At 69.9% G+C, this 25,149-nt stretch carries 19 protein-coding genes and 1 pseudogene; 7 read left to right on the top strand and 13 right to left on the bottom strand.

Features of this window, described 5'->3' with window-relative positions; translation table 11 throughout:
* Nucleotides 1-41: 41 nt before the first annotated feature.
* Nucleotides 42-1,496 (bottom strand): MFS transporter, encoded by a 1,455-nt coding sequence (locus AB0C46_RS19385; RefSeq protein WP_362829056.1) that lies wholly within the window; start codon nucleotides 1,494-1,496, stop codon nucleotides 42-44.
* 189 nt (nucleotides 1,497-1,685) lie between these two features.
* On the opposite strand from AB0C46_RS19385, the gene dusB reads away from it, so the two are divergent.
* Both dusB and AB0C46_RS19375 read left to right on the top strand, forming a co-directional pair.
* On the top strand, nucleotides 1,686-2,813 hold the full coding sequence (gene dusB, locus AB0C46_RS19380) for a tRNA dihydrouridine synthase DusB (protein ID WP_362829055.1): 1,128 nt from the start codon (nucleotides 1,686-1,688) through the stop codon (nucleotides 2,811-2,813).
* Between the two features lie 373 nt (nucleotides 2,814-3,186).
* Nucleotides 3,187-3,759 (top strand): MarR family winged helix-turn-helix transcriptional regulator, encoded by a 573-nt coding sequence (locus tag AB0C46_RS19375; protein WP_362829054.1) that lies wholly within the window; start codon nucleotides 3,187-3,189, stop codon nucleotides 3,757-3,759.
* A gap of 228 nt (nucleotides 3,760-3,987) precedes the next feature.
* Here the strand turns inward: AB0C46_RS19375 and AB0C46_RS19370 are convergent, their stop codons facing one another.
* A complete protein-coding gene (locus AB0C46_RS19370; protein WP_362829052.1) occupies nucleotides 3,988-4,899 on the bottom strand; it encodes a helix-turn-helix transcriptional regulator in 912 nt (303 codons plus the stop codon).
* Between the two features lie 102 nt (nucleotides 4,900-5,001).
* Between AB0C46_RS19370 and AB0C46_RS19365 the strand changes: the two genes are divergently transcribed.
* Nucleotides 5,002-6,519: an MFS transporter gene (locus tag AB0C46_RS19365; protein WP_362829050.1), complete on the top strand. Its 1,518-nt coding sequence runs from the start codon at nucleotides 5,002-5,004 to the stop codon at nucleotides 6,517-6,519.
* Nucleotides 6,520-7,380: 861 nt separating this feature from the next.
* Nucleotides 7,381-10,116, top strand: a complete 2,736-nt coding sequence (ppdK, locus tag AB0C46_RS19360; RefSeq protein WP_362829048.1) for a pyruvate, phosphate dikinase — start codon at nucleotides 7,381-7,383, stop codon at nucleotides 10,114-10,116.
* A gap of 252 nt (nucleotides 10,117-10,368) precedes the next feature.
* Here ppdK and AB0C46_RS19355 read toward each other — a convergent pair whose 3' ends face one another.
* A complete protein-coding gene (locus AB0C46_RS19355; RefSeq protein ID WP_018088149.1) occupies nucleotides 10,369-10,578 on the bottom strand; it encodes a hypothetical protein in 210 nt (69 codons plus the stop codon).
* 559 nt (nucleotides 10,579-11,137) lie between these two features.
* Between AB0C46_RS19355 and AB0C46_RS19350 the strand changes: the two genes are divergently transcribed.
* Nucleotides 11,138-11,983 (top strand): winged helix-turn-helix domain-containing protein, encoded by an 846-nt coding sequence (locus AB0C46_RS19350; protein ID WP_362829047.1) that lies wholly within the window; start codon nucleotides 11,138-11,140, stop codon nucleotides 11,981-11,983.
* A 120-nt stretch (nucleotides 11,984-12,103) separates the two neighbouring features.
* Here AB0C46_RS19350 and AB0C46_RS19345 read toward each other — a convergent pair whose 3' ends face one another.
* The 4 genes from AB0C46_RS19345 to AB0C46_RS19330 form a co-directional block, all read right to left on the bottom strand.
* On the bottom strand, nucleotides 12,104-13,051 hold the full coding sequence (locus AB0C46_RS19345) for a TauD/TfdA family dioxygenase (RefSeq protein WP_362829045.1): 948 nt from the start codon (nucleotides 13,049-13,051) through the stop codon (nucleotides 12,104-12,106).
* Nucleotides 13,052-13,366: 315 nt separating this feature from the next.
* The gene (locus tag AB0C46_RS19340) at nucleotides 13,367-14,203 is read right to left on the bottom strand and encodes a carbohydrate ABC transporter permease (RefSeq protein WP_362829043.1); all 837 of its coding nucleotides are present in this window, start codon (nucleotides 14,201-14,203) and stop codon (nucleotides 13,367-13,369) included.
* A gap of 5 nt (nucleotides 14,204-14,208) precedes the next feature.
* Nucleotides 14,209-15,117 carry a sugar ABC transporter permease gene (locus AB0C46_RS19335; protein ID WP_362829181.1) on the bottom strand — a complete coding sequence of 303 codons (909 nt, stop codon included), beginning with the start codon at nucleotides 15,115-15,117 and terminating at the stop codon, nucleotides 14,209-14,211.
* Nucleotides 15,118-15,197: 80 nt separating this feature from the next.
* Nucleotides 15,198-16,457: a sugar ABC transporter substrate-binding protein gene (locus AB0C46_RS19330; protein WP_362829041.1), complete on the bottom strand. Its 1,260-nt coding sequence runs from the start codon at nucleotides 16,455-16,457 to the stop codon at nucleotides 15,198-15,200.
* A gap of 743 nt (nucleotides 16,458-17,200) precedes the next feature.
* Here AB0C46_RS19330 and aac(6') point away from each other — a divergent pair.
* A complete protein-coding gene (gene aac(6'), locus AB0C46_RS19325) occupies nucleotides 17,201-17,761 on the top strand; it encodes an aminoglycoside 6'-N-acetyltransferase (RefSeq protein ID WP_362829180.1) in 561 nt (186 codons plus the stop codon).
* A gap of 19 nt (nucleotides 17,762-17,780) precedes the next feature.
* On the opposite strand, the gene AB0C46_RS19320 is transcribed toward aac(6'), so the two are convergent.
* Entirely contained in the window at nucleotides 17,781-18,068 is a 288-nt protein-coding gene (locus AB0C46_RS19320) for a hypothetical protein (RefSeq protein WP_362829039.1), read from the bottom strand.
* 181 nt (nucleotides 18,069-18,249) lie between these two features.
* The gene (locus AB0C46_RS19315; RefSeq protein WP_362829037.1) at nucleotides 18,250-20,514 is read right to left on the bottom strand and encodes an SUKH-4 family immunity protein; all 2,265 of its coding nucleotides are present in this window, start codon (nucleotides 20,512-20,514) and stop codon (nucleotides 18,250-18,252) included.
* Between the two features lie 119 nt (nucleotides 20,515-20,633).
* Between AB0C46_RS19315 and AB0C46_RS19310 the strand changes: the two are divergent.
* Nucleotides 20,634-20,933, top strand: a pseudogene (locus tag AB0C46_RS19310) (hypothetical protein); the annotation flags it as partial.
* A gap of 273 nt (nucleotides 20,934-21,206) precedes the next feature.
* Here the strand turns inward: AB0C46_RS19310 and AB0C46_RS19305 are convergent.
* The 4 genes from AB0C46_RS19305 to AB0C46_RS19290 all read right to left on the bottom strand — a co-directional run bounded on the left by AB0C46_RS19305 (nucleotide 21,207) and on the right by AB0C46_RS19290 (nucleotide 25,139).
* Nucleotides 21,207-21,443 carry a hypothetical protein gene (locus tag AB0C46_RS19305; protein WP_362829036.1) on the bottom strand — a complete coding sequence of 79 codons (237 nt, stop codon included), beginning with the start codon at nucleotides 21,441-21,443 and terminating at the stop codon, nucleotides 21,207-21,209.
* 7 nt (nucleotides 21,444-21,450) lie between these two features.
* Entirely contained in the window at nucleotides 21,451-23,448 is a 1,998-nt protein-coding gene (locus AB0C46_RS19300; protein WP_362829035.1) for an SUKH-4 family immunity protein, read from the bottom strand.
* 292 nt (nucleotides 23,449-23,740) lie between these two features.
* The gene (locus AB0C46_RS19295; protein ID WP_362829033.1) at nucleotides 23,741-24,109 is read right to left on the bottom strand and encodes a hypothetical protein; all 369 of its coding nucleotides are present in this window, start codon (nucleotides 24,107-24,109) and stop codon (nucleotides 23,741-23,743) included.
* Between the two features lie 232 nt (nucleotides 24,110-24,341).
* Nucleotides 24,342-25,139, bottom strand: coding sequence for a maleylpyruvate isomerase family mycothiol-dependent enzyme (locus AB0C46_RS19290; RefSeq protein ID WP_362829031.1), 798 nt, complete (start codon nucleotides 25,137-25,139; stop codon nucleotides 24,342-24,344).
* Between the last annotated feature and the right edge of the window lie 10 nt (nucleotides 25,140-25,149).

The raw sequence follows: 25,149 nt of genomic DNA, 5'->3' as shown, positions 1-25,149 counted from the left end.
GAAGGGGCGAAGGCTCGCGGGGGGGCGGAAAGATCCCCCGCCTAAGGCCGCGCATCCGCCGACCGGTACCCCTGGGCCTCGTCCTCGAACAGCGCCGCCGTGCGGTCGGCCGTCGCCCTCGCCCACCGGCCCGTGGTCAGCGCGCCGAGCAGCAGGACGGCCGCGCCGCAGCCGGCGATGATCCACCACGCCGGGCGGCCGGCCGCGAGGAAGGCGTCCGCGGTGGCGTTGGCATGCGCCCCGCTCGCCAGTACGGCGCCGATCACCGCGACGCCGAGCGACTGTCCGACCTGTCTGCTGGTGGAGGCGACGGCGGCGGCCACCCCGGCCTGGGAGCGCGGCATCCCGGACACCGCGGTGTTGGTGATCGGCGCATTGACCAGGCCGAACCCGATGCCGAACAGGACATAGCCGGTGAACAGCAGCAGGTTCGTCGCCTGTGCGTCGAAGGCCGCGAAGAGCAGTCCGCTCGCGCCCATCGCCGTACCGGCCAGGAGCAGGGACAGCCGGGGCCCGCGGCTGCCGACCAGCCGTCCCGACACCGGCGCGAAGACCAGCGTCATCCCGGCCATGGGGAGCATGTAGAGCCCGGCGTCCAGCGCGGACAGACCTCGGATGTTCTGCAGGTACAGGGTGTTGATGAAGAGAAAGCCGGCCAGCGCGGCAAAGGCGCAGACCGCCACGACCGTGGCCCCGCTGAACGGTGCGCTGTGGAAGAACCGCAGGTCGATGAGGGGTTCGCGACGGCGCCGCTCATAGCCGATCAGACCGGCCAGCGAGGCCAGCGCGATCAGCACGAACGCCAGGATCTCCGGGGACGTCCAGCCGGCGTCCGGCGCCTCGATGATCGCGTACGTCAGTGAGCCGAGCAGTGCGATCACCAGCAGCTGGCCGACCGGGTCGACGCGGCGCGGCTTGGGGGCGCGCGATTCGGGGACGTAGCGCAGGGTCAGGAAGAGCGCGAGCGCACCGATCGGGACGTTGATCCAGAAGATCGAGCGCCAGCCGACGGTCTGCACCAGCAGCCCGCCGATCACCGGGCCGGCCGCCATGCTGATGCCGACGACCCCGCCCCACACCCCGATCGCGCGGGCCCGCTCGCGCGGTTCGGTGAAGGTGTTGGTGATGATCGACATCGCGACGGGGTTGAGCATCGAGCCGCCGACCGCCTGCACCATCCGGAAGACCACCAGCCACTCCAGGCCGGGCGCCAGGCTGCACAGCAGCGAGCCGACCGCGAAGACCACCAGGCCGACCAGGAAGATCCGGCGCCGCCCGAGCCGGTCGGCGGTGGAGCCGGCCAGCATCAGCAGCGCCGCCAGGACCAGGGTGTAGGCGTCGATCGTCCACTGCATGCCGGCGACCGAGGCGTGCAGATCGCGCTGGATGGACGGCAGGGCGACATTGAGGATGGTGGCGTCGAGGCTGACGATCAGCAGGCTCATACAGCAGATCGCCAGCACCAGAAGACGCCGTCGACGGCTGAGCTCGGGCATTCTTGAACGCTACAACGATCCACCGTCTCCGGCCCTGGCGGGGACACTCGCGCGGTGCGGGACAATGGGAGGTCGCAGCGGCCGGTACCCCGTACGGCCGCGGCCCGTCCGTATCGCCCGTACCGCCCGTACCGCCCGTACCGCCCGTCCCGCCAACGGAAGCCGAAGAAAGCCGAAGGTATCGCCGCCATGACTCTGCTGCAGATCGGTCCGCACGCGGTGCAGCCGCCCGTGGTCCTCGCACCGATGGCCGGGATCACCAATGCCCCGTTCCGGACGCTGTGCCGGGAGTTCAGCGGCGGCAAGGGCCTGTTCGTCAGCGAGATGATCACGACGCGGGCGCTGGTCGAGCGCAACGAGAAGACCATGCAGCTGATCCACTTCGACGAGACCGAGAAGCCGCGCTCGATCCAGCTGTACGGCGTCGACCCGGACACCGTCGGCAAGGCCGCCCGCATGATCGCGGAGGAGGACCTCGCCGACCACATCGATCTGAACTTCGGCTGCCCGGTCCCGAAGGTGACCCGCAAGGGCGGCGGCTCGGCCCTGCCGTACAAGCGGAATCTGCTGCGCTCGATCCTGCAGGAGGCGGTGGCGAACGCGGGTGCGCTGCCGGTGACGATGAAGATGCGCAAGGGCATCGACGACGACCACCTCACCTACCTCGACGCGGGACGGATCGCGGCCGAGGAGGGCATCACGGCGATCGCGCTGCACGGGCGCACCGCGGCCCAGCACTACGGCGGCACCGCCGACTGGGACGCCATCGCGCGCCTCAAGGAGCACGTCCCGGAGATCCCGGTGCTCGGCAACGGCGACATCTGGTCGGCCGAGGACGCCAAGCGGATGATGCGGGAGACCGGCTGCGACGGGGTGGTTGTGGGGCGCGGCTGCCTGGGGCGGCCGTGGCTGTTCGGGGATCTGGTCGCCGCCTTCGAGGGCACGGGGACGTACGCGCAGCCGACGTTCAAGGAGGTCGCCGCCGTCATGCTGCGGCACGCCACCCTCCTCGGCGAGTGGATCGGCGACGAGGCGCGCGGCGTGATCGACTTCCGTAAGCATGTCGCCTGGTACACCAAGGGCTTCTCGATCGGCTCCGAGATGCGCCGCGGTCTCGCGGTGACCTCCTCCCTCGACGAACTGGACGCGCTGCTGTCGGAGCTGGACCTGGACCAGCCGTGGCCGGTGGGCGCGGACGGCCCGCGCGGCCGTACGTCGGGCCGCAACCGGGTCGTCCTGCCGGACGGCTGGCTGGACGACCCGTACGACTGCGCGGGCGTGGACGCGGGCGCGGAACTGGACACCTCGGGCGGCTGAGCCCGGCCCGGGAGCTGGAGGCTCCGCCGGAGCAAGGGCGGTGCCGGTCTGCCGGGTGCGCCTGGCAGACCGGCCGCGGGTGGGGCGCCCGTGGACGTATGGCGCCGGTCGGGCCAGCGGCACCCGCGGAGGTACCGCGCCGGTCGGGCAGGCGGCGCCGCGGACGTACTGCGCCCCTCGGCCACGCGCCCCTCCGGCATACGGCACCCGTGGGCATTCGGGGCGTGTCGGCGTGTGGAGCAAGCCCCGGCAGGCCTGCCCGCGATACCGTTTGAGTCCGTACGGGAGCCGCGCTGCGGCAGCTCGTACGGCCGCCCACCAGGTCCGGCAGGGAGGGGGCGGGACTGCGGGAGAGGCCGAGGGAGTCGCTGTGGTGAGCGGGCACCGTTCCATCGGGGACACGGAGAAGGCCGTCCAGGCCAAGCTCGGTGACACCCCCGTCCGGCACGAGCGGATGGCCGCGGTCGCGAATCTCTACCGCGCCGCGGCCGCCGTACGACAGCACTTCGAGAACTCCGTACTGCGCGACGTCGAGCTGACCTGGACCTCCTTCGTCGTCCTGTGGGTGGTGTGGATCGGGGGCGAGCGGGAGACCCGCCGGGTCGCCGAGGAAGCCGGTATCTCCAAGGGCACGCTCACCGGCGTCGCCCGCACCCTCCAGAGCCGCGGGCTGCTGGAGCGCAAGGACCACCCGGCCGACGGGCGGCTCGCCCTGCTCGCGCTCACGCCCGAGGGCGAGCGGCTGATGGCCAGGGTTTTCCCGGAGTTCAACGCCGAAGAAGTCTTCGTCACCGAGGGGCTGGGCGACGACGAGGCGCTGGACCTGGCCGATCTGCTGCGCCGGATCGTGGCGCAGGTCGAGACCCGGGGCGAGGACCGGCGGCTGGAGCTGCTGGACGGCCAGGACCCACGCCCGCGGCGGAGCGGACGACGGGCCAAGCGGTAGGGACGACGGGGCAAGAGGCAGGGGAGCGGGGCCGGGGGCTGCGTCTCCCCGGCTCACCGCCCCGCGCCACCGGACGACCGTCGCACCGGACGACCGTCGCACCGGACGACCGTCGCACCGGACGACCGTCGCACCGGACGACCGTCGCACCGGACGGCCGCCGTGCCGTGCCGGCCGCCGTGCCGTGCCGGCCGCCGCACCGTACCGACCCCCGTGCCGGGGCGGCGGTCAGCTCCCCGGGCCGGCCGCGCCGGCGGCCACCAGCCCTTCGGCGCCGGACTCCCGGTAGCGGCCGAGGAGTTCACCGAGCACCCGGACCGCATCCCCGTCGGCCGGCGTGTAGATCCACATCTTGGCGTCCGGGACGGCGGTCGTCGTGAATCCGGTCGCTGTGATGGTGACCTCGCGGCCGTCGACCGTCCGGAATCTCTTGCGGTGGGTGACCGGTGCGGTGACGTCGTGCCGGGCCCACAATTCCTCGAAAAGCGGGCTCGCCCCGGAGAGTTTCCGGATATACGCCTGCCAGTGCGGGTCATGGAGCCGCCGGCCGAATTCGGCCCGCAACTGACCCACCATGAAGGAGACTTCACGCTCCCAGTCGACGAGCGGCTGGCTTTCCTCGTCCGCCGTGAAAAGGCGCCACAGCACATTACGGTCGGACGGCGGCAGCAGCACCATGCGGGGATCGAGCGCCGCATAGGCGTCATTGAACGCCAGTAGGTCATATCCGGCGGACACCAGGCCGGTGGGCAAGGGATTCAGCGCATCCAGAATGGTCTGCGCCTCGGACGGCAGCGGCTGCCGTGCCGGGGTGCAGGCCGCGGCGCCGGGGACACCGGCGAGCCGGTGCAGATGCTCGCGTTCGGCCGGGCCGAGCAGCAGCGCGCGGGCGATGGCATCGAGCACCTGCACACTCGGGTTGATGGCCCGGCCCTGTTCGAGCCAGGTGTACCAGGCCACTCCGACACCGGCGCGCTGGGCGACCTCCTCGCGGCGCAGTCCGGGGGTGCGCCGCCGCGGGCCGCCGGGCAGTCCGACCTCGGCCGGTGTGATGCGCTCGCGGCGGAGCCGCAGAAACGCGGCGAGTTCACCGCGCCGGGAGGCCGTGGCGGCTGCGGAACGGGTGCTGGTGCTGGACACCGCACCATCATGCGGGACGCCGTGATCCCGTGCCAGATACTGCCGGTACCAGGATCACTGGATATCTGGTACCCGAATACCCCGGCCGTGATCATCGCTGCCATGAGCGAGATGACACAGGACCGCAGCCCCGAATCCGGCCGGAAATCGGTCACGGAAACCGCGGACGGCACCACGGGGAATGCGCCGCCCGCGGACGCGAAAGGAAAACGGCCGCGGCACACCGGGATTCTTCTCGTCATCCTCGGCGCGGTGTTCATGGCGCTGCTGGATGCCACCGTGGTGAATGTCGCCACCCCGACCATGCGGACCGACCTCGACACCACCGGTTCCGCACTCCAGTTGATCGTCTCCGGCTATACGATTTCCTATGCGGCGCTGCTGATCACCGGCGCCAGACTCGGTGCCCGGCACGGCTTCCGGACCGTCTTCCTGACCGGTCTCGCCACCTTCACCCTCGCCTCGTGCGGCTGTGGTCTGGCGCCCGGGGCGGGGTTGCTGATCGCCGCCCGTGTGGTGCAGGGCATCGGTGCGGGGCTGATGGTCCCCCAGATCTACAGCCTGATCCAGCTGACCTTCGAAGGGCGCGCCCGGGCACGGGCGTTGAGCCTGTACGCCACGGTGATCGCGGTCGCCGTGGTGGTCGGCCAGGTCGCCGGCGGACTGCTGGTCAGCGCGGATCTGTTCGGTACGGGCTGGCGTCCGGTCTTTCTGATCAATGTGCCCGTCGGGCTGGCGCTGCTGGTCGCCGCGGTACGGCTGCTGCCCGGCGGGACGCCCCGGTCGGCCAAGGGCCTGGACCTGCCGGGACTGGTCACGCTGACGGCCGCGCTGCTGCTGCTGGTCGTACCGCTGGTCCTGGGCCATGAGCTGCACTGGCCGCTGTGGACGACGCTCTGTCTGGCCGCGGCGGCCCCGATGTTCGGGGTGTTCGTGCTGGTCGAGCGGGGGGTCGCGCGGCGCGGCGGGGCTCCGCTGGTGCCCGGCCGGGTGCTGCGCTCACCGGACCTGGTGTGCGGTGCGGCCGCGCTGTTCTTCGGTATGGCCGGGTACGCGGGCTTCCTCTTCTCCTTTTCCCAGCATCTGCAGTCGGGGCTCGGCGAGTCCGCGACCCGGGCCGGTCTGACCTTCGCCCCGCTGGCCCTCGGCGTCGCCACCGGCAGCCTCACCTGGCAGAAGCTGCCGGCCCGTTGGCATCTGCCGATGATCGCCGCCGCCTGCGCCCTGGCCGCGGCCGGCTGTCTCGGTATCGGGTGCACCCTGCGCGCGGGCGGCCAGGGCGGTCTCGTCCTGCCGGCGCTGCAGCTCCTGTGGGGGCTCGGGCTCGGGTACACCACTAGCCCGCTGCTGACCCTCGCGCTGTCCCGGATCGACCCCGCGGACGCCTCGGATGCCAGCGGGGTGCTCACCACCGTCCCGCAGCTCGCGCAGGTGGTCGGGGTCGCGGCGTACGGCAGCATCTTCCTGGCCCTCGCGGACCGGCCCGGGACCGCCGGCGCCGCCGACGCGTCGTCGGCCGCCGCCTCGGCGCAGGCCCTGTACGCGACCGCGCTGCCGGTGGCGGCCGGCACCCTGCTGGGCGCGCTGGCGATCCTCCCGCTGCTGCGCAAACGGCGCTGAGCCCGGGGACGGCCGCTCGTCAGGCGGCCGAAGACTATGGCCTGAACCTGATCCTGATCCTGACGCTCGGTGCTCGGTGCTCGGTGCTCGGTGCTCGGTGCTCGGTGCTCGGTGCTCGGTGCTCGGTGCTCGGTGCTCGGTGCTCGGCGCTCCGTGCTCGGTGCTCCGTGGCCGGTGGCACGAAGAACGCCTGGATCGAGGCGGAACCGGCCCACTGCTGCGCTCGGCGCACCGGGCCGGGGTCCCGGTGCTCGGCATCTGCTTCGGCGGCCAGGCGCCGGCCACCGCGCTCGACGGGAGGTGGAGGCCGCCCCGCGCTTCGAGCCGGGCTGGAGCCGGCTGACGACCGATGTTCCGGACCTGGTCGGGCCCGGCCCCTGGTGCCTGGGGGTGGACCCGGAGCGGTGGGTGGCCGAATTGCGGGCAGATATCCCTGCCGTACGTGCGCGGGCCTGCGCGTTGGTGGACGCTTTCCTTGATCACGCAGCGGGAACGGGGGTCCAAATGATGGGACCCGGTCACACATGAGCGCGTGATTCTCGCCACCCCTGATAGGGGGTGCGCTCAGATGAGCATGGAGAGTGGGACTCCATCTCTCCAATGGTGGCACCGGGTGCCATGCATCATGTGTTCGACTCATTAAGCCATTCGTTGCAGTGCGTAGCACAGATCCCTCATTCTGACTGCGCAGCGGAGTGATGCATTCAGGTAGTGAAGGGTGCTCCAAACGCATGATCACTTTCGATCTAGTGGCGGACGACTGGTTACGCAGGTATGTCGACCAAGTGGACGTACCCATACGCCTTCGATCTGGGTATGTTCCTCGCCGTCAGGGCAGCCCGTCGGCGAGGAGTCAGTGCCGTGCCGGAAACACAAGATCCCCACGTAACCCAGCCTTCGTCCGCGAAGTTCGTCTACGACTTCACCGAGGGCAACAAGGGCCTCAAGGACCTCCTAGGTGGCAAGGGTGCGAACCTCGCCGAGATGACCAACCTGGGACTTCCCGTCCCTCCTGGCTTCGTCATCACCACCGAAGCCTGCAAGGTCTACCTCGACAGCGGCAGCGAGCCCGCGGCACTGCGTGCCGAGGTCTCCGAGCACCTCGATGCCCTTGAGCAGAAGATGGGCAAGAAGCTCGGCCAGGCCGACGACCCGCTGCTCGTATCGGTGCGTTCCGGGGCGAAGTTCTCCATGCCCGGCATGATGGACACCGTCCTCAACATCGGCCTCTCCGATGCATCGGTTTCCGGCCTCGCCACGCAGGCCGGCGATGAGCGCTTCGCGTGGGACTCCTACCGCCGCCTCATCCAGATGTTCGGCAAGACCGTGCTGGGCGTCGACGGCGAGCTCTTCGAGGAGGCGCTGGAGGAGGCCAAGCAGGCCAAGGGCATCCGCGTCGACATCGAGCTCGATGCCGCCGACCTCAAGAGCCTGGTCGCGCACTTCAAGGACATCGTCGCCAAGGAGACCGGCCGCGACTTCCCGCAGGAGCCGCGCGAGCAGATGGACCTCGCCGTGCGCGCGGTCTTCGACTCGTGGAACACCGACCGCGCCAAGCTCTACCGCCGCCAGGAGCGCATCCCCGGCGACCTCGGCACCGCGGTCAACGTCTGCTCCATGGTCTTCGGCAACCTCGGCCCCGACTCCGGCACCGGTGTCGCCTTCACCCGCGACCCCGCCAGCGGCCACCAGGGTGTGTACGGGGACTACCTGCAGAACGCCCAGGGCGAGGACGTCGTCGCCGGTATCCGCAACACGGTCCCGCTCGCGGACCTGGAGCAGATCGACAAGGCGTCGTACGACCAGCTGATGCAGATCATGGAGACGCTCGAAACGCACTACAAGGACCTGTGCGACATCGAGTTCACCATTGAGCGCGGCAAGCTGTGGATGCTGCAGACCCGGGTCGGCAAGCGCACCGCCGGTGCCGCCTTCCGGATCGCCACCCAGCTCGTCGACCAGGGTCTGATCGACGAGGCCGAAGCCCTCCAGCGGGTCAACGGCGCACAGCTGGCGCAGCTGATGTTCCCCCGCTTCGACCTGGGCGCGAAGTCCGAGATGATCGGCCGCGGCATCGCCGCCTCCCCGGGCGCGGCGGTCGGCAAGGCCGTCTTCGACTCGTACACCGCCGTCAAGTGGTCGCGCTCCGGTGAGAAGGTCATCCTGATCCGCCGGGAGACCAACCCCGACGACCTCAACGGCATGATCGCCGCCGAGGGCATCCTGACCTCCCGCGGCGGCAAGACCTCGCACGCCGCCGTCGTCGCCCGCGGCATGGGCAAGACCTGTGTCTGCGGCGCCGAGGAGCTGGAGGTCGACACCAAGTCCCGCCGGATGACGACCCAGGACGGGACCGTCATCGAAGAGGGCGACGTCGTCTCCATCGACGGCTCCAGCGGCAAGGTCTACGCCGGTGAGGTGCCGGTCGTGCCGTCCCCGGTCGTGGAGTACTTCGAGGGCCGGATGCACGCCGGCGCCGATGACGCCGACGAGCTGGTCAAGGCCGTCCACCGGATCATGGCGTACGCGGACCGGGTACGCCGGCTGCGCGTACGAGCCAATGCCGACAACGCCGAGGACGCCGCCCGCGCCCGCCGGTTCGGCGCCCAGGGCATCGGTCTGTGCCGCACCGAGCACATGTTCCTCGGTGAGCGCCGCGAGATGGTCGAGCGGCTCATCCTGGCCGACACCGAGACCGACCGGGACGCCGCGCTCCACCAGCTGCTGCCGCTCCAGAAGGCCGACTTCATCGAGCTGTTCGAGTCGATGGACGGGCTGCCGGTGACCGTCCGGCTGCTGGACCCGCCGCTGCACGAGTTCCTGCCCGACATCACCGAGCTGTCGGTGCGCGTCGCGCTCGCCGAGGCCCGCCAGGACGCCAACGAGAACGACCTGCGGCTCCTCCAGGCCGTCCACAAGCTGCACGAGCAGAACCCGATGCTGGGTCTGCGCGGTGTACGCCTGGGCCTGGTCATCCCCGGTCTGTTCGCGATGCAGGTGCGCGCGATCGCCGAGGCGGCCGCCGAGCGCAAGAACGCCAAGGGCGACCCGCGCGCGGAGATCATGATTCCGCTGGTGGGCACCGTCCAGGAGCTGGAGATCGTCCGCGAGGAGGCCGAGCAGGTCATCGCCGAGGTCGAGAAGGCCCACGGCGTCAACCTCAAGCTCACCCTCGGCACGATGATCGAGCTGCCCCGCGCCGCCCTCACGGCCGGTCAGATCGCCGAATCCGCCGACTTCTTCTCCTTCGGCACCAACGACCTGACGCAGACGGTCTGGGGCTTCTCCCGGGACGACGTCGAGGCCAGCTTCTTCACCGCGTACCTGGAGAAGGGCATCTTCGGCGTCAGCCCGTTCGAGACGATCGACAAGGACGGCGTGGGCTCCCTGGTCCGCAACGCCGCCGCGGCCGGCCGCGCCACCCGCCCCGACCTCAAGCTCGGGGTCTGCGGTGAGCACGGCGGTGACCCGGAGTCCGTCCACTTCTTCCACGAGGCTGGACTGGACTACGTCTCCTGCTCCCCGTTCCGCATCCCGGTCGCTCGCCTGGAGGCGGGCCGCGCGGCCGCGGAGTCCAAGGGCAGCGACAGCCGCTGACCCCACCGGGGCACCGCGGGCGCCAGGCGCGTCCGCGGGGCACCGGACAGCCCACCGGAGCCGGCGCCACGGCACCTCACCCTCAGCCGCCTGACTGTCGGCTCCGGCACCCCGACGAGGGCGGCACCTGTGCGGAGGTGCCGCCCTCGGTCTTGGGTCCAGGGCCCGTCCGGCTCCCGCGCCGTCGGGGCGCCGCCCCGGTACCGCGCCGCCCCGGTACCGGCGGTCCGGGGCACGGTGCTCATGGGGCCGTCACATCCAGACGTTGTGGCCGCCGCCCCGCCACTCGATCAAGTCGTGGTCATCGAGCGACACCACGTCGGTGTCCAGACCGGCCCGGCGCAGAAACTCAAGAAGGTCGACGCTGCTGTACGCGAGGCCGAGGATCTCGCCCTCGATCGTGACGCGACGGCCACCGGTGGGCGACGGCGGATGCACGATGACGGGCGGGTGCTCGGCCATGCCTCCAGCGTGCCCCCGTGTCCCCGAGGGTGCATCCGGTGGAGAGGGGTGCCGGGCGACGTCCTCTTGCTCATGAGCTGCCCGACGAGGGCGGCACCTGTGCGGAGGTGCCGCCCTCGCTTTCTCCGGACTCCCCCCTCGGGAGCTGCCGCCACCCCGGTCGGCGCGGGAAGGCGGCCTTCAACGGGGCTGCCGAGCGGCCGGTTGTTTGCCCATCACCCCCCACGGGATCGAGCAACCCGGGCCGTTCGCGCCGCCGTTGAATTGAGTACAGCATTCCTTCCGGCCGCCCGGCGGCGCGACCACTTTCAAGTCTGGCCAAAAGGGCATGGTGACCGCGCGTGTTGGCGTGCATACTCAGGCGTGCCGGGGGCCGACTGAGGAAACCAGAGGTGGGGGTTCGGTGTTACGCGTCCATTTCAGTGGACTCGATCTGGCCCGTGTGCGCATTGCGGCACGCCCGGACGCACTGTGGGAGACCGTCTTAAGCTTTCACCGGCTACGTGACAGACGGGACGATTCGGCGTTCGGCAAATGGCGATCGGAAACACGGGGAAGGTTGAATGGCGAAGCGCGACTGCTGGCACCGCTGGTGCCCACTCGCGGCTATTTTCCCGATTTCCTGACGCCCGCCGAAGGGCTCCTCGGGATGACCGACGCGCTCGCCGCCCTGCGGGAGACGCCCGCCGGCCGGCTGGGCGCCGAGCTCGCCCGGCTCTCCACGGCCGCCCGCCCGTTCCCGTCCTGGATACGGGCGATGGCCGAGGGCGACACCCGGGCCCTCGGCCGGCTCGCCGGGATACTTCAGCGCTATTACGAGGCGGCCGTCGCCCCGTACTGGCCGCGCGTCCAGGGCCGCATAGAGGCGGACCGGGCGGCCCGCGGCCGGGCGCTGCTCGACGGCGGCGCGGACCGGCTGCTCGCCTCGCTCCCGCCGATGATGCGCTGGCGCCCGCCGGTCCTGGAGGCCGACTATCCCGTGGACCGGGATCTCCACCTCAACGGCCGGGGGCTGTTGCTGCTGCCGTCGTACTTCTGCCGACGCACCCCCGTCACCTTCCACAACCCTGACCTGACGCCCGTCCTGGTCTATCCCGTGGAACACCCCACGCCCCGGCTCACCCCCCAGGTCCCGCCGGAGCGCTCCCTGGGCCGGCTGGTCGGCCAGACCCGCTCGGCGATCCTCCAGCGGATCGGCGTTGGCTGCACCACCAGCGAACTCGCCCGTCGCGCCGATGTCTCGCTGGCCTCCGCCAGCCAGCATGCGACGGTCCTCCGCGACGCGGGCCTGCTGCTCACCCTGCGGCAGGGCAACGCGGTGCTGCACACCCTCACCCCGCTGGGCGCGGCCCTGCTGCGCGGTGCGCGCCCGGCGGAGGAGGCGTCGTACGAGCGGCTCCGGTGAGGAGCGCCGGGGGCGTCGGCGGGCGTGCCGGGGACGCCGTGCCGGGCGCCGGGTGCGCCCGGCCGCCCGCCGGAGGTATGCGGGCCGTCCGGACTCCCGTCGGCGGCGCCGGGCCTCCGGTCAGTAGGGGCGGTCACCCGCGATGGCGACCCGTTCGGCGACCCGGCGGTGCGTCCCGTAGTCGTTCACCGCATAGTGCTGGGTGGCGCGGTTGTCCCAGAACGCGAGATCCCCCGCCTGCCAGCGCCGGCGCACCTGGAACTCCGGCACCTGCGCCTGCTGGAACAGCAGCCGCAGCAACCGGTCGCTCTCCGCCCGGCCAAGACCCACGATGCGGGTGGTGAAGGACGCGTTGACGAACAGCATCCGCCGCCCCGTCTCCGGGTGCCGGCGCACCACCGGGTGCTCGACCGGAGGGAACTCCTCCTGAAATGGCGCCAGTTGAGCGGGGGAGTAGAAGCGCGCGAAGCCCGGAAGATAGTCGTGCACCGCCTTCGCCCCATTGATCCGTGCCTGGATTTCCGGAGGCAAATTGTCGTATGCCGCCGCCATATCGGCCCACATCGTGTCCCCGCCCGCGGGCGGCACCTCACGCAGCTGCAACACCGCACCCATCGCCGGGCGTTCCCGGAACGTCACATCCGTGTGCCATACGTTCTCGAACGTCGGGACCCCGCCGGCCGCCTTGTCGAACCGCGCCACGTCCTGCGAATCGCCCCGTGCCAGCAGCGGATTGGTCTCCAGCTCGCCCCAATTCCTGGCGAATTCCCGCTGCTCCCGGGAGCTCAGCCGCTGCCCGCGGAAGAACAGCACCTTCCACTCCAGCAGGGCCCGGTTCAGCTCCGCGCGCAGCTCCCCGGACAGTGGCCGGGACAGGTCCAGCCCCCCTATTTCGGCCCCGATGGTGGCCGCCTGCGGCACGACCGCGAAGCGCTCGTAGGGCCGGTCGTCCCACCCGTCGGGGGTCCGGCGCAGGAGGCGGGGCCCTTCGTACAGCCCGTCGGCGGGGATGCGGTGGGGGCGCAGGGCAGGGGTGCGGGGGGCCGCGGAATCGGCGAGGGTCGTCAACTGGTCCTCCTGGGATGCGAGAAGGGGAGGCTAGGGGAGCAAGGAGAGGCGAGGGGGGAAGGCGGGAACCGCCGGGCGGCCGGGGCGGATGCGGCCGTGGGGCCACGTCTGCCGGGCGTCAGCGCGCGGAGCCGTCAGCACATACAGGAAGAACCGGCCGGGGGAGATCCCACCCGGCCGCGGCGGCGCAGAAAGCTCAGGCCGCGGGGCGCGCACTCGCCGTGGGGGCCGCGGTGTCGCGGCTCCGCCTCACGGACGTCCAGGTGCGTGCTCATGCCACGCACCGTACCCCCTCAGCCGGGTGTCCTCAATGCGTCAGTCGTCGATCCCACTGCGCTCGACCCCCGCGACGATGTACCGCTGCAGCAACAGGAACACCACCACCAGCGGGGCGATCGAGACCGCCGCGGCCACGAACAGCTCATGCAGATTGAGGTTCTGCGCGGTGGTGAACGTCGACAGCGCCACCTGCACCGTCCAGGCCTCCTGGTCCTGCCCGATCACCAGCGGCCACAGGAACGCGTTCCAGGCACCGATGAAGACGATCGTGCCGACGGCGGCGAAGACCGGGCGGGTGTTGGGCACCACGATGCGCCAGTACGTCCGCCAGTAGCCGAGCCCGTCGACCCGTGCCGCGTCCTCCAGCTCCCGGGGGAAGCTCAGGAAGTACTGCCGGAAGATGAAGCAGGCGAACGCGCTGAACAGCGTCGGAATGACCAGCCCGCGCAGCGTGGAGATCCACCCGAGCGACGACACCAGCACAAAGCTCGGCACGAACGTCACGGCCGCCGGGACCATCAGCGTCCCCAGGATCGCGTAGAACACGACGTTGGCGTGCCGGTACGGAATCCGGGCCAGGCCGTACCCCGCGAGCGAGGCCAGCAGCACCGTACCGGCTGTCGTCGACACCGCGATCAGCGTGGAGTTGAGCAGCGCCCGCCCCAGCGGCAGGTTCGGGTCCTGGAAGACCTCGGTCAGGTTTGACCACTGCAGCACCTGCGGGAAGAACGTCCAGTCGGGCGCGGTGATGTCCTGCTCGGTCGCCAGCCCGTTCCGCACCAGCAGAAAGAACGGCACCAGGAACAGCAGCGCCAGCGCGACCAGCAGCACCACTCGCAGCGCCCGCCCGACCCTCGTCAGCGCCTCGTCCATCCCGCTCACTCCTCCTTGCGGCCGAGGCCGAACCAGCGGGCCTGCACCACCGTCGCCACCGCGATGATCAGCGCCAGGATCACCGCGCCCGCGCTGCCCAGCCCGAGGTTCTGATCCTGGCCGAGCGCCGTGTAGTAGAGATAGACCAACGGCGGCCGGGCGTACGGCGGATAGCCCCGCGCATCGCTCAGCAGGTTGTAGAACTCGTCGAACGCCTGGAACGCATTGATCACCAACAGCAGCACCACCGCCACCGAGGTGGCCCGCAACTGCGGAAAGGTGAGGTGGCGGAAGGTCTGCCAGCCGGGCCGCGCCCCGTCCACCGCCGCCGCCTCGTACAGCTGCGGCGAGATCCGCTGCAGCCCGGCCAGGAACAGGATCATGTAGAACCCGGCCTGCAGCCACAGCCGTACGGTCACGATGACCAGCCAGTACCAGGGCGGATCGGTCGTCGACAGCCAGGCGGTCTGGTCCGCCCCGAACCACCCCAGCACGGTGTTGGCCAGCCCGAACCGCACCCCGTTGAAGATCGACAGCTTCCAGATCACCGCCGCGACGACATACGAGCAGGCCGTCGGCAGAAAGAACACCGACCGGAAGAACGCCTGGGCGAACCGGAGCCGGTTGACCATCAGCGCCAGCGCCAGCGACAGCACATAGGTCGCCGGCACGATGAACGCCGTGAACAGCAGAAACGTCCCCAGGCTGCCGAGGAAGGACGCATCGCTCAGCATCGCGCCGTAGTTGCCCAGCCCGATGAAGTCCGAGCCGGACGGACTCACCGTGTTGTGCGCGTCGAAGAAGCTCAGGTAGACGCTCCACGCCAACGGCACATAGGTGAACAGACCCAGCCCGAGCGCGAACGGCCCGACGAAGGCCCAGAACCACAGATTCCGCCGCTGCGGCCCGAGCAGCCGGGCACCGAACGAGGGACGCCCGGGGGCAGGCGGGGCCGCGGCCGCGGGCCCCCGTACGTCGTCGGCCAGCCCCTGGGTCACTTCTTCTTGACCCGCTGAAGCTCGGCGTTGACCTTGCGCACCACGGTCTTCAGCTCACTCTCCGGGTTGGCGCCGTCCTTGATGATCCGGCTCAGCGCGTCCTGATAGACGGTACGGTCCGCGGTCGTCCACAACAGCGGCTCGGCATGGCCGTGCTCCGTCGCGAACCGCACCGCCTCCGCGGCCGGGCCCTCCCGCAGCTGCTCGGCCTTCTTGGCCAGCGAGATCCGGGCCGGGATGTGGAAGCCGTACGACAGCGCGAAATCCTGCTGATAGTCGGTGCGGTCCACCCACAGCCACTTCGCGTAGGCCGTGGCCGCAGCCTTGCGTCTGCTCCGCGCACTGACCGCGGAGCCGTAGGCGCCCACCTGAACGGAAGGCTTGCCGCCGCTCCCGTCCTTCGGGAACGGCAGCACCCCGAAGTCGTCCCCCAGCGCCTTCTTGATCTGCGGCAGCGCCCACAGCCCCGACCACTGCATCGCGGTCAGCCCCTGGAGGAACGCGGCCGGATCGGACCAGTCCGTGGGCGCCCCCAGCAGCAGCGACTTGTCCGCGTACATCTGCCGGATCTTCCCGAGCGTCCGCGCCGCGGCCGGATCGTCGAACCCGGCCTTGCCGTCCTCACCGATCAGACTCAGCCCGGCGGCGAACAGCGGCGTCCCGCCGAGCACTCCGACCCCGCCGTCGTTCCCCAGGAACAGTCCCTTGGTCTTCTTGTCGCTGAGCTTCTTCGCCGCGTCCACCAGCTCATCGAGCGTCTGCGGCGGCCGGACCCCGGCCTCGCTCAGCAAGCTCTTGCGGTAGTAGAGCAGCTGCAGGTCCACGACCTGCGGGATGCCCCAGATCTTGTCCTGCCAGATCTTCGGCGCCAGCACGGCCTGGTGGAAGTCATCCTTGACCGGCTCGACGACCTCGGTCAGATCGGCCACCTGCCCGCCCTGGATCTGGTCCAGCAGCGGCCCGTTGACCTCGAAGACGTCCGGTCCCGAGTCGGTGAGCAGCGCTGCCGCCGTCTGCCGGTCGTAGTCACCCGGCCGCCACTGCACCCGCACCTCGGCCTTCTCGTACGCGGCGGCATACCGCTTCACGGCCCGCTCGGTGCCCGGCTCGCCGTACTGGTGGTACCACTGGCTGATCTCCGGCCCCGAACTCCCGCCACCCCGCCCGGTGTTCGTGCCGCATGCCGTCGCCAGCCCCGCGGCGAGGGCGACCCCACCACCGGCCGCCAGCAGCCGCCGTCTGTCGAACTCCGTCATGACACGTCGCCCCCTGCGCTCGTCACGTCCCGGTGATGGCCGATCACCGACGGTGCGACCGTCCACTCTGCCGCACGAGCGTGACGCGCGCATTGCATCTCTGCGAACCCGTGCCCGGGACGGAGGGGAGGAGGGGCGGAGCGGCGGAGCGGCGGAGGGGCGGAGCGGCGGAGGGCCGGCTGCCCCTGCCGCCCACCGGTGTACGGCACCTTCCGCCTACAGGGTCTCCGGCCGGTAGAACTTGCGGTACAGCGCAATGGCGTTGCCCGGCGGCCGGTAGGGAACCCGGCAGACCGCGCCGTCCTCCTTGGAGACCACCACGCAGGTACCTCCGGGGTTCCGCATGGGCCGCCGGCGTGCGCTCTGCGCCGGGGCCGGCGGAAGCGGCGGCAGCTTCGCACACACGAGGTACCCGATATCGAACTCGTGCACCCATAGGGGGGCCGGAGTCCCATCGGGCCACACGGGCGCGTACTGCGTACGGGCAATCTCCCGGGCCTCCTCGGCGTTCGTCGGTATCCGCCGACCCTCGTCGCGCGACGGGTTGGGCGTCGGGCTGGGGGTCGGGTTGGGGGGCGGGCTGGGTATTGGGTTGGGTGTCGTCAATCCGGCCTCCCCAGGTTCGATCCTCTGGTTCCTGCTCCTGCGGTGTGTTTCATCTTGACCGAATGCGCACCACTGTCGTCTGCCTGATGCGCACCACAGTTGTCTGCCTGAGTCTGCCCGCGCAGGACAATGCGGGGATGAACTCGACCAGCGGCGACGACCGACAACAGCAACCGGGCGGGGCAGGCGGGGAAGGAGGGGCAGGAGGGACAGGAGGGACAGGAGGGGAGCTGCGTGGAGCGGCGGTCGTGCTGCGGCCGACGACGGAAGCGGACATCCCCACACTGGGCCGCATCGTCCGGGAACCAGAGGTCGCGGCGTGGTGGTCGGTGCCCGACGACTACCGGGACATGCTCGCGATTCTCGTCCACGACGAGGTCATCGGGGCGATCCAGTTCTCCGAGGAGACCGACCCCGATTACCGGCACGCAGGCATCGACCTCTTCCTCACCACGAACCGGCACGGCCAGGGCCTCGGCACGGACGCCGTCCGCACACTCGCCCATTGGCTGATCCACGAACGCGGCCACCACCGCCTGACCATCGACCCGGCCGCCGCCAACACCGCCGCCATCCGCAGCTATCGCAAGGCCGGCTTCAAGCCGGTGGGAATCATGCGCGCGTACGGGCGTGACTACCGGACGGGCGGCTGGGCGGACGGGCTGCTGATGGATCTGCTGGCGGACGAGCTGACCTGAGGGGGCGAGGGCGAGGCCGTCAGGCGTTGGGGTGGTGGCGCCTGCGGTAGAGGGCGATCGCGGACTTCGGGGGGAAGCTCGGTACGTAGGTCAGCGCTCCGTCAGCTTTCGAGACGACCAGGTGGCTGCCGCCGAACGAACGAGGCTCGGTGGGCGGGAACGTGGCGTAGATGAGATAGCCGAGGTCGAATTCCTGGACGTGCACGGAGGCAGGGGTGCCGTCGTGGCAGCGCGGCTGGAAGTCGGCGCGGGCTCGGGCCAGTGCTTCCTCGGCGGTTGCCGGTGCGGCGTTCTCGGGCTCAGGCATATGTCCCCTCCTCGTGCGGAGCGTCGTTCGCGGCAGGCCGTCGCAGCATGTGAGGAGCCGGTTTGCACACCAAGGACAGCCGCAGGCTCGTTGTTGCTGCGGTTGCTGCGGTTGCTGCGGTTGCTGCGGTTGCTGCGGTTGCTGCCGTGGCGGTCGGAACAGTGCCCGGAACACGGCGTGTTCAGTCATTGTGGAGCGGATAGACCCACGCACCTGCCGTGGACCCGCGCCAGTCGATGTTCCACAGGGCGTCCTCGATGTCCCGTCGCAATAGGTGCGCTTCGGTGTCGTTTTCCGTGGCATCCAGGATGCGCCGACCCGTGATCCATTGGGCCGCCTTGGTGAGGAAGGCCTCCAGACTCGCGGCAACGAGTGTGCCCTCCAGGCCGTCCTCGTCTGGGCTGCCGGGCATGCGCAGTGTGTGGCCTGTGGGGCCGTCGATGACGATCAGACCGCCCATCCATCGGCCGAGCTTGAAGAACGGGCCGGAGGCGGAGGGCGTCTCCAGGTCCTCCGCCCATGCGATCTCCGAGAGGAAGTCGGGTCGGTCCGGTTCGAGGGCGATTCCTTGCGCGTCCATGACGGGGAGCCCGGATTCGGACAGCGCCCGTCGGGCAGCTGCGTCGGTGAGGCCGTCCGGCAGGTCATCGACGGATATACGCACGACAGTGGGCTCGCCGAGCAATTCCGCGGATCCCGCGGGGTCCGCGGGATCCGCCAGTCCCGCCAGTCCCGCCAGTTCCGCCAGATCCGTCGGGGCCGGTTCGGGGGCGTGCGCGGGGCGGGCGGGGCCGGCCACTGTCGGGCATCCGGAGAGGGGCGGGCCGTTCGGTGGTGTGAGCCCCGGGAAACCGGTGGGCGCGGCAGGCTCCACACCGAACAGGCCGCCCGCGCCTGCCACGATGACGCGATCCTCAACGGTAAGGGCGAGGTGGAGAAACTCCTCGTCGGGGCCTTCCTCGGCCCGGTCGGCATCCTCGAAATCGCTGAGGGTGGCCGGGCCGCTGGTGTCGTGGGCGTCGGGGTGAGCCCAGGTGATCGCTCGCCGTGCGGCTTCCGGCAGCTCGTCGTCGTGCCAGGGACCGCCCAGCAGTGCGCCGGTGGCGCTGTCCCGGACGTGGACAGGGGAAGGAGATCCGCACTCGACGGCCACTGCGGGGCGGCCGTGCCAATGGACCGCGTAGAGGTCATGGACCACCCCGGGTGTGAGATAGCGCGGGTGGTAGCCGCCCGGCGGACGCCAGTGCGCCCACTTCGTGGTCCACGGCAGACGGAGTCCCGAGCCCGCGATGCCTGTCGCCACTGCGGAGTCCTCGCGTGCGGTCGCCATCAGATGCAGCCAGGCAGCCCACTCCGGCTGGGTGGGCGGGGCCACCCCGTAGCTCCACAGATGCACGGCGTCGGCCGCGGGATTGTTTCCCGGAACCGATCCGTCGAAGGCGCAGTGCGCCGCATCCAGCAGTGCCTCCTGCGTCATGTTGGCGATGACGGAACCGTCGTGCAGCAATTCCTGGAACAGCCCGGCCTGGACGGCATGCATGGCCAGCCCGTGCGCGGCGTAGCGCCCCACTGCACCTGAGGCCGCCCACCCTTCGGTGTGCAGCAATTCCGGGGAGATCTCCCGGAGCCATTCGGCCATGTGCCGGTTGACGCGGAGCATCAACTCCTGGTCGGTGGCCTTTCGAAGAGCCTCGGCCAGCCCTTCATCGACGAATGCCACGCCGTCGGCTTCCGGAGCCACCAGGTCGGGGAACCGGGCGAGGATTCCCTCCAACGTGGCCTCATCCGCATCACGCAGCCCGCTGGACTGCGCGAGCTCCCGCCACACCCGGAGCGGAACACGGCGCGGCTCCGCCAGCGCGAGTGCCCGGATCTGCGCCGGTATTTCGCTCAGTTCCGACTCCGCTGGGGAATCGGCAGCATCCTCAAGAAGCAGGACGAAATCGCGGGCCGGCGGATCCGTCTGCGGCGGTCCCGCAACGACTACGCCAATCCTGCGCTGGTGGCTGAGCTTCTCGGCGAGCTCATCACGTAGTTGGCCGGGTCGCGCCGAATTCCGGGTGCGGCCTGCTCGGTGGACATTCTTGAGAAGGAGGCAGGTCTCGGTGGAGAAGTATCTGCGCAAGTGGCGCCACGGCGTGTTGATATGGGCTGCTTTCGGCACACCGATGAAGCCCAGTACCTCCGTCACGATCTCCTCGGGCGTGCGCCCCGTGGCGTCGAGCAGCAGGCTTCGCGATATTCGCCGGCGCACTTCCTGCACCACGTCGTTCGCCTCTCGTACGCCGCCCACGACGTCGAAGCGACGGGTGGTGCGACGCCCTTTGTCCCACCAGTCGACAATGCGTGAAGTTGCCTCGTCGACCGACAACTGGCTGGGGCCGGGGACGGGGACGGGGCCGGGGCTGTGGCCGTGGTTGTGGCTGGGGGCACTGGGCCGATTCACTGCTTCACCTCGGAGGCTGGCCGCGTTGTCGCATCGCCATCCTCCCTCATGGCCAACTCCGCCTCGTACAGCACCGGATCGGCTCCCAGAAGGTCGCAGTCAGCTGTCATCATGTCGCCATGAATCGCACAGAACTGCTGCTTATCGGTGGCCGGGCAGGTGTGGGCAAATCCACGGTCGGCTGGGAGGTTTCGGATCAACTACGAAGCCGCGCTGTTCCACACGCCGTAATCGAGGGTGATTTCATGGGGCAGGTGCATCCCGCTCCGGACGGTGACCCGCACCGCTCCCAGATCACCGAACGCAACCTGACCGCGATATGGGCCAATTACCACCACCTTGGCTATCGCCGCCTCATCTACACCAACACGATGAGTGTGCTTCCGGAGAGCGCAGGGATCTTCGAGCGAGCCCTAGGGCCTGTCCGATAGAACGCACGGAAGAATGCGTTCGCGTCTTTCGGCGTCCGTTCGCGTTCTGTCGCTTGCGTCGGCGCCGCCGTGGCCTCATCTGTTTGCACCGCCCGGGCTCCGTAGATGTGACCGTGGGCGGCCCATTGAGCGTTGGCCAACAGCACGACCGCATCACGGTTGATGAGCCCTTGGGCACTCCAGAGGCTCGATCGCCGCTCGTGGGCGGCTTCCGGATCCACCCCAGACCGAGCAGTACATGAATCGCCACGACTTCGGCACTCAGGTGGAGACAATCGACGAACACGGCGTCGGCACACGCCGACGGATGCTGTCGAGCACCTGCCCGGTTCCACCGTCCAGGATCAATTCGCTCCCGAGGAGATCTCCCGACGCGAAGTGAAGTTCCCACGCCCACGTGGTTCCGAGCGATTCGTTGGTCGCGGTAATCTCTCTCTTGCGCAGCGAGTCCGGCAACTGGGCAGGACCGGAGGCCGGCGGGCCGGTCAGCTCCGCCACGGGCCGACTACTCGGTGCCCCAGCTGTCCAGATCGCCATCGAAGACCTGCTCCCAGTGGTCGGCGTCGGCCACGGCTGAGTCAATCTCATCGGCCCATGACCGCACACTGTTTCGGGCATCCCGGTATTCATGCGGCGTATGGAAATTGCTGATCAAGAGCCCGCAGTAAAGGCGAATGAGAATGCAGAATTGCCGGAGACTGCTCGCGAGGGTGGTGGATTGATAGCCGGTCTCGCCGTCTTGCAGGACGGCGCCCGTCGTGCCGTCCAGCAGCACCTTACCGCCCGTCCATGCGCCCAAGATGTAGAAGGGCCCGCCGCTTTCTGGCTCCTGGGTGTCTTCCGGCCAGGGGGATTCCACCAACCCTGATTCCCGAAGGTCCACGGTGGACATGAACGGAAGTTGGTCCGAAAGTGCCGGTAGCCCTGTCGTGGTGAGAAAGCGTCGAGCGCCCTCCGCGGTGATTCCGGCCGGCAATTGAGACTCCAGCAGCACACGACAGGCGCGGTCTCCGAAGGCGGCCTCCAGCCATGCTCGGGAAGGTCCGGTCTGCGTCAGTGCCGGTACGGGGCACACCCACTCGCCTGCCGTGGTGATGGCACCGACGAAAGGCTCCGGCATCGCCAAAAGGTCAGGAGATTCGCTTGGTTCGGTGTCCGTCGTCACGGCGAAATGGCCGGTGGGACCCGCGATGAGCCAGTCTCCGTTCGTCCGCGACCTGGATCTGAACGGATGGGCGAGGCCGAGGACATTCCGGACCGGGGGCGCGGTCTCGCTGCGTGGCCACGACCGGCTGACCGGGATTCCTTCCGGGGTTTCCGTATAAGGCCGCGGGGAGGGGCCGAAAGTGCCGTACGGACGGCATCGTGACCAGACCGTCCGCCACGGCAGAGTGATACCCGCTTCAGCCATCGACCGGGCCAAGGCCTCGTTGCCACGGCTGACCGTGGCGTGGTGCAGCCATGCAAGCCACTCCGGATGTGGCGCCGAGGCCAGCCCCAGCTCCTCCAGATAGTGGGCATCCGTGGCGATACCGCCTTGGGGTACGCCACCGGGCCACGTGGCGGCCAGTCCCTGCAGCAATCCGTACGCGTCGAGATGTGCGAGCACGGTGCCGTCGCCCAGAATCCGGTCCATGGCACCCGCATGGGCGGCGTGGAGAGCCAGCGTCCTCGCCGCGTAGGTGCCGAGCGGGCCCGAGGTGCTCCAGGCCGCCGTTGTCCGGCCGGCCATCCGCTGTATCAGGAAGGTGACGATGGCCGCGTGTGGGACGGGGCGAACTGCCCGTATCCGATGGCGGGTCGACTCGGCCCGGAAGGCGACCTGCCGGTCGGCCCCGGCGGTATCCGGGACAGCAAGGATTTCCGTGAGCGCGTCTGCCAGTCCGGTCAGTTCGCACGCTGAAGTGTGAATGCCCAAGGCATGGCACAGCTCCTCCCATACCGGCAGGGGCACGCTGCGGGTTTCCGCCGCTGCCAGCGCCTCCAGCGGCGGATGTGCCGCAAGGAGTTCTGCCGGAAACGCGAAGGGGTCTGCTGGGCCGAAGTCTTCCTGGAGGACGAGTTCGTTCCGGGCCGGGGCGAGCACCCAGCTCTTGTCCGCGGACCGTTCCACGATGAAGCGGACAGTCGGACGTGCGGACATTCTCAGGGGGCGGAGTACGTTCCGGGTGATCCGGCTTGCTTCGTTCGAGGAGACGAGCGGGCCGGCCCACTGAACGTTCGCGAGCAGCGCGACACCACCACTCGTTATCCTGCGCGCGGCTTCGAAGAGGGGCAGGGTTCCGGGTTCCGCCCGCCATGTGTTCAGCAGACGGAGCGCGGCGTCTTCCGCTGTCAATCCTTGGCAGTCGATGTAGACGGCCTCTGGAATGCGGTCCGCCAGACCTTGCAGCAGCCGTGTCTTTCCGGTGCCTGCGGCGCCGCGGATCGCAAACGTTTCGTAGAGCCGGTGAGGCTTCTCCAGCCACGCTTCGATGCGCGCCAGGGCGCTGTCCGCTGTCATCACACTCGATCCTCGATGGGTGTGGCGGCGCGATCCGTGGTGTCGGAATCGCTTCGGGCGTCGAGGGGTGTCGTGATGCCCGCCACGATGAGCCGTCGAACTCTGCGCTCTCCTCCGGCCGGGAGACCCTGCCGAGTGGGAAAGCGCGGGGCGGCGTCGGACGCGTGCGCCTCGACCCGCCGGTCGTGGGGCGGGGAGTCCGGGGCTGGTGAGCTGCCAGGCCCCGCCGGCAAAAGCCGCTCGGCGCGGCCGAGGGGCTTGGGGCGGCCGAGGGGCTCGGAGGGCGGGAGGATCAGGAAGTTCTCCGGCTGTGGAGCCGGTGGTAGAGCTCCACGGCCGACTCCGGGGGGAAGTTGGGCAGGGACGACACTTCGCCGTCGGCCTTGGCGATGACGATGTTGCTTCCCCCGGGTTCCGCGGGAGGAGCGGTGGGGTCCTCGGCGGGTGGCCAGCCTGCGTAGATCAAATAGCCGATGTCGAATTCATGGACGAGCAGTTCGGCGGGGCCGCCCGGTGAGCCGACCTCGGGGAAGTGCTCCCGGCCGATCTCCAGCGCCTCGTCCGCGTTCGCCGGCACGGGCTGCGGTCCGGTCCGCGGGGGGAGCGGGGGTGGCGTAGGCGGCAGTCCCGGGATGCTGCCCGACGGGTCGGCATCGGTCATGTTCGGACTCCTTGGTGCTGCACATGCGGATGATGGTCAACCTAACCCACGCCGTGATGACCCGATCGGTTCGCCTCCGGGGAAGCCAGGAAGCCAGGAAGCCAGAAGACCTGGAGGCCAGAAGACCTGGAGGCCAGAAGACCTGGAGGCCAGAAGACCTGGAGGCCAGTAGGCCACGAGACCGGCTCGAACTGGGCTCAGCCCCTCCGCCGCGATACCCCCACGCAAACCCTCACCCGAACAGCACCCGTGCCAGCCAGAATTCCAGCAGCTCCGCTTCGCCGGTGATCTCGTACGTGCCGTTGTCGCTGGGGGCGCGGCCGTAGATGAGGAGCAAGAGGTCCGTCAGGGGCGCGCGGACGGAGACGGCGGCCGGTTCCTGGGCGCGGCGCCAGGCGAGGGTGTCGCCGGTGAGGTCGACGAGCCAGTCGGCGGCCGCTTCCGGTGGGGTGTCCGTGGCGTGGAAGTGGAGGGTACGGCCGGGGCCGAGGAGTTCGCGTCGGTCGGGGTGGTGGTCGAACATCTCGGGCAGGGAGCCCAGTTCCATCCATTCGTCGAGGCAGTCGAGGGCGACCCGCTGGTCGACGGTGAAGTCCACGCCGAGGGTGAGAGTGGCGTCGGCCCGGTGCATGACAGTCTCGTGGGCCATGCGGCGGGCGAAGAAGCGCGGGGAACCGGAGGGGAGCGGGGTCCAGATCCGGGCGTCGGGGCCCGCGGTGCGGAGCGTGTCCGCGAGGAGCCGGGCGCCCTCGGTGAGCCAGGCGGCGAGCGCGGCCGGGGTCTCGGTGGTGTCGCGGGGGAGGACACGGAGTGCAGTGTCGGACGGGGGCTCGGTCGCCCCGGTCCGGACGAGTTCCTCGACCCAGCGGTGGGTCTCGCCCAGATGCCGGAGCAGCTGGGCGAGGTTCCAGTCGGGGCAGGAGGGCACGGCGGCCGTCAGAGAGGTGCGCGCGTCGATGCCGGCGCTCAGCAGGTCGGCCTGGTGGACGATTTCGGCGCAGTGGTCGTCGTAATCCATGGTGGCGTCCATGCCGTCACGG

Origin of the sequence: Streptomyces sp. NPDC048637 (assembly GCF_040650675.1) — a bacterium.
Taxonomy (GTDB): domain Bacteria; phylum Actinomycetota; class Actinomycetes; order Streptomycetales; family Streptomycetaceae; genus Streptomyces.
This window is presented reverse-complemented; position numbering and strand designations above follow the sequence as displayed.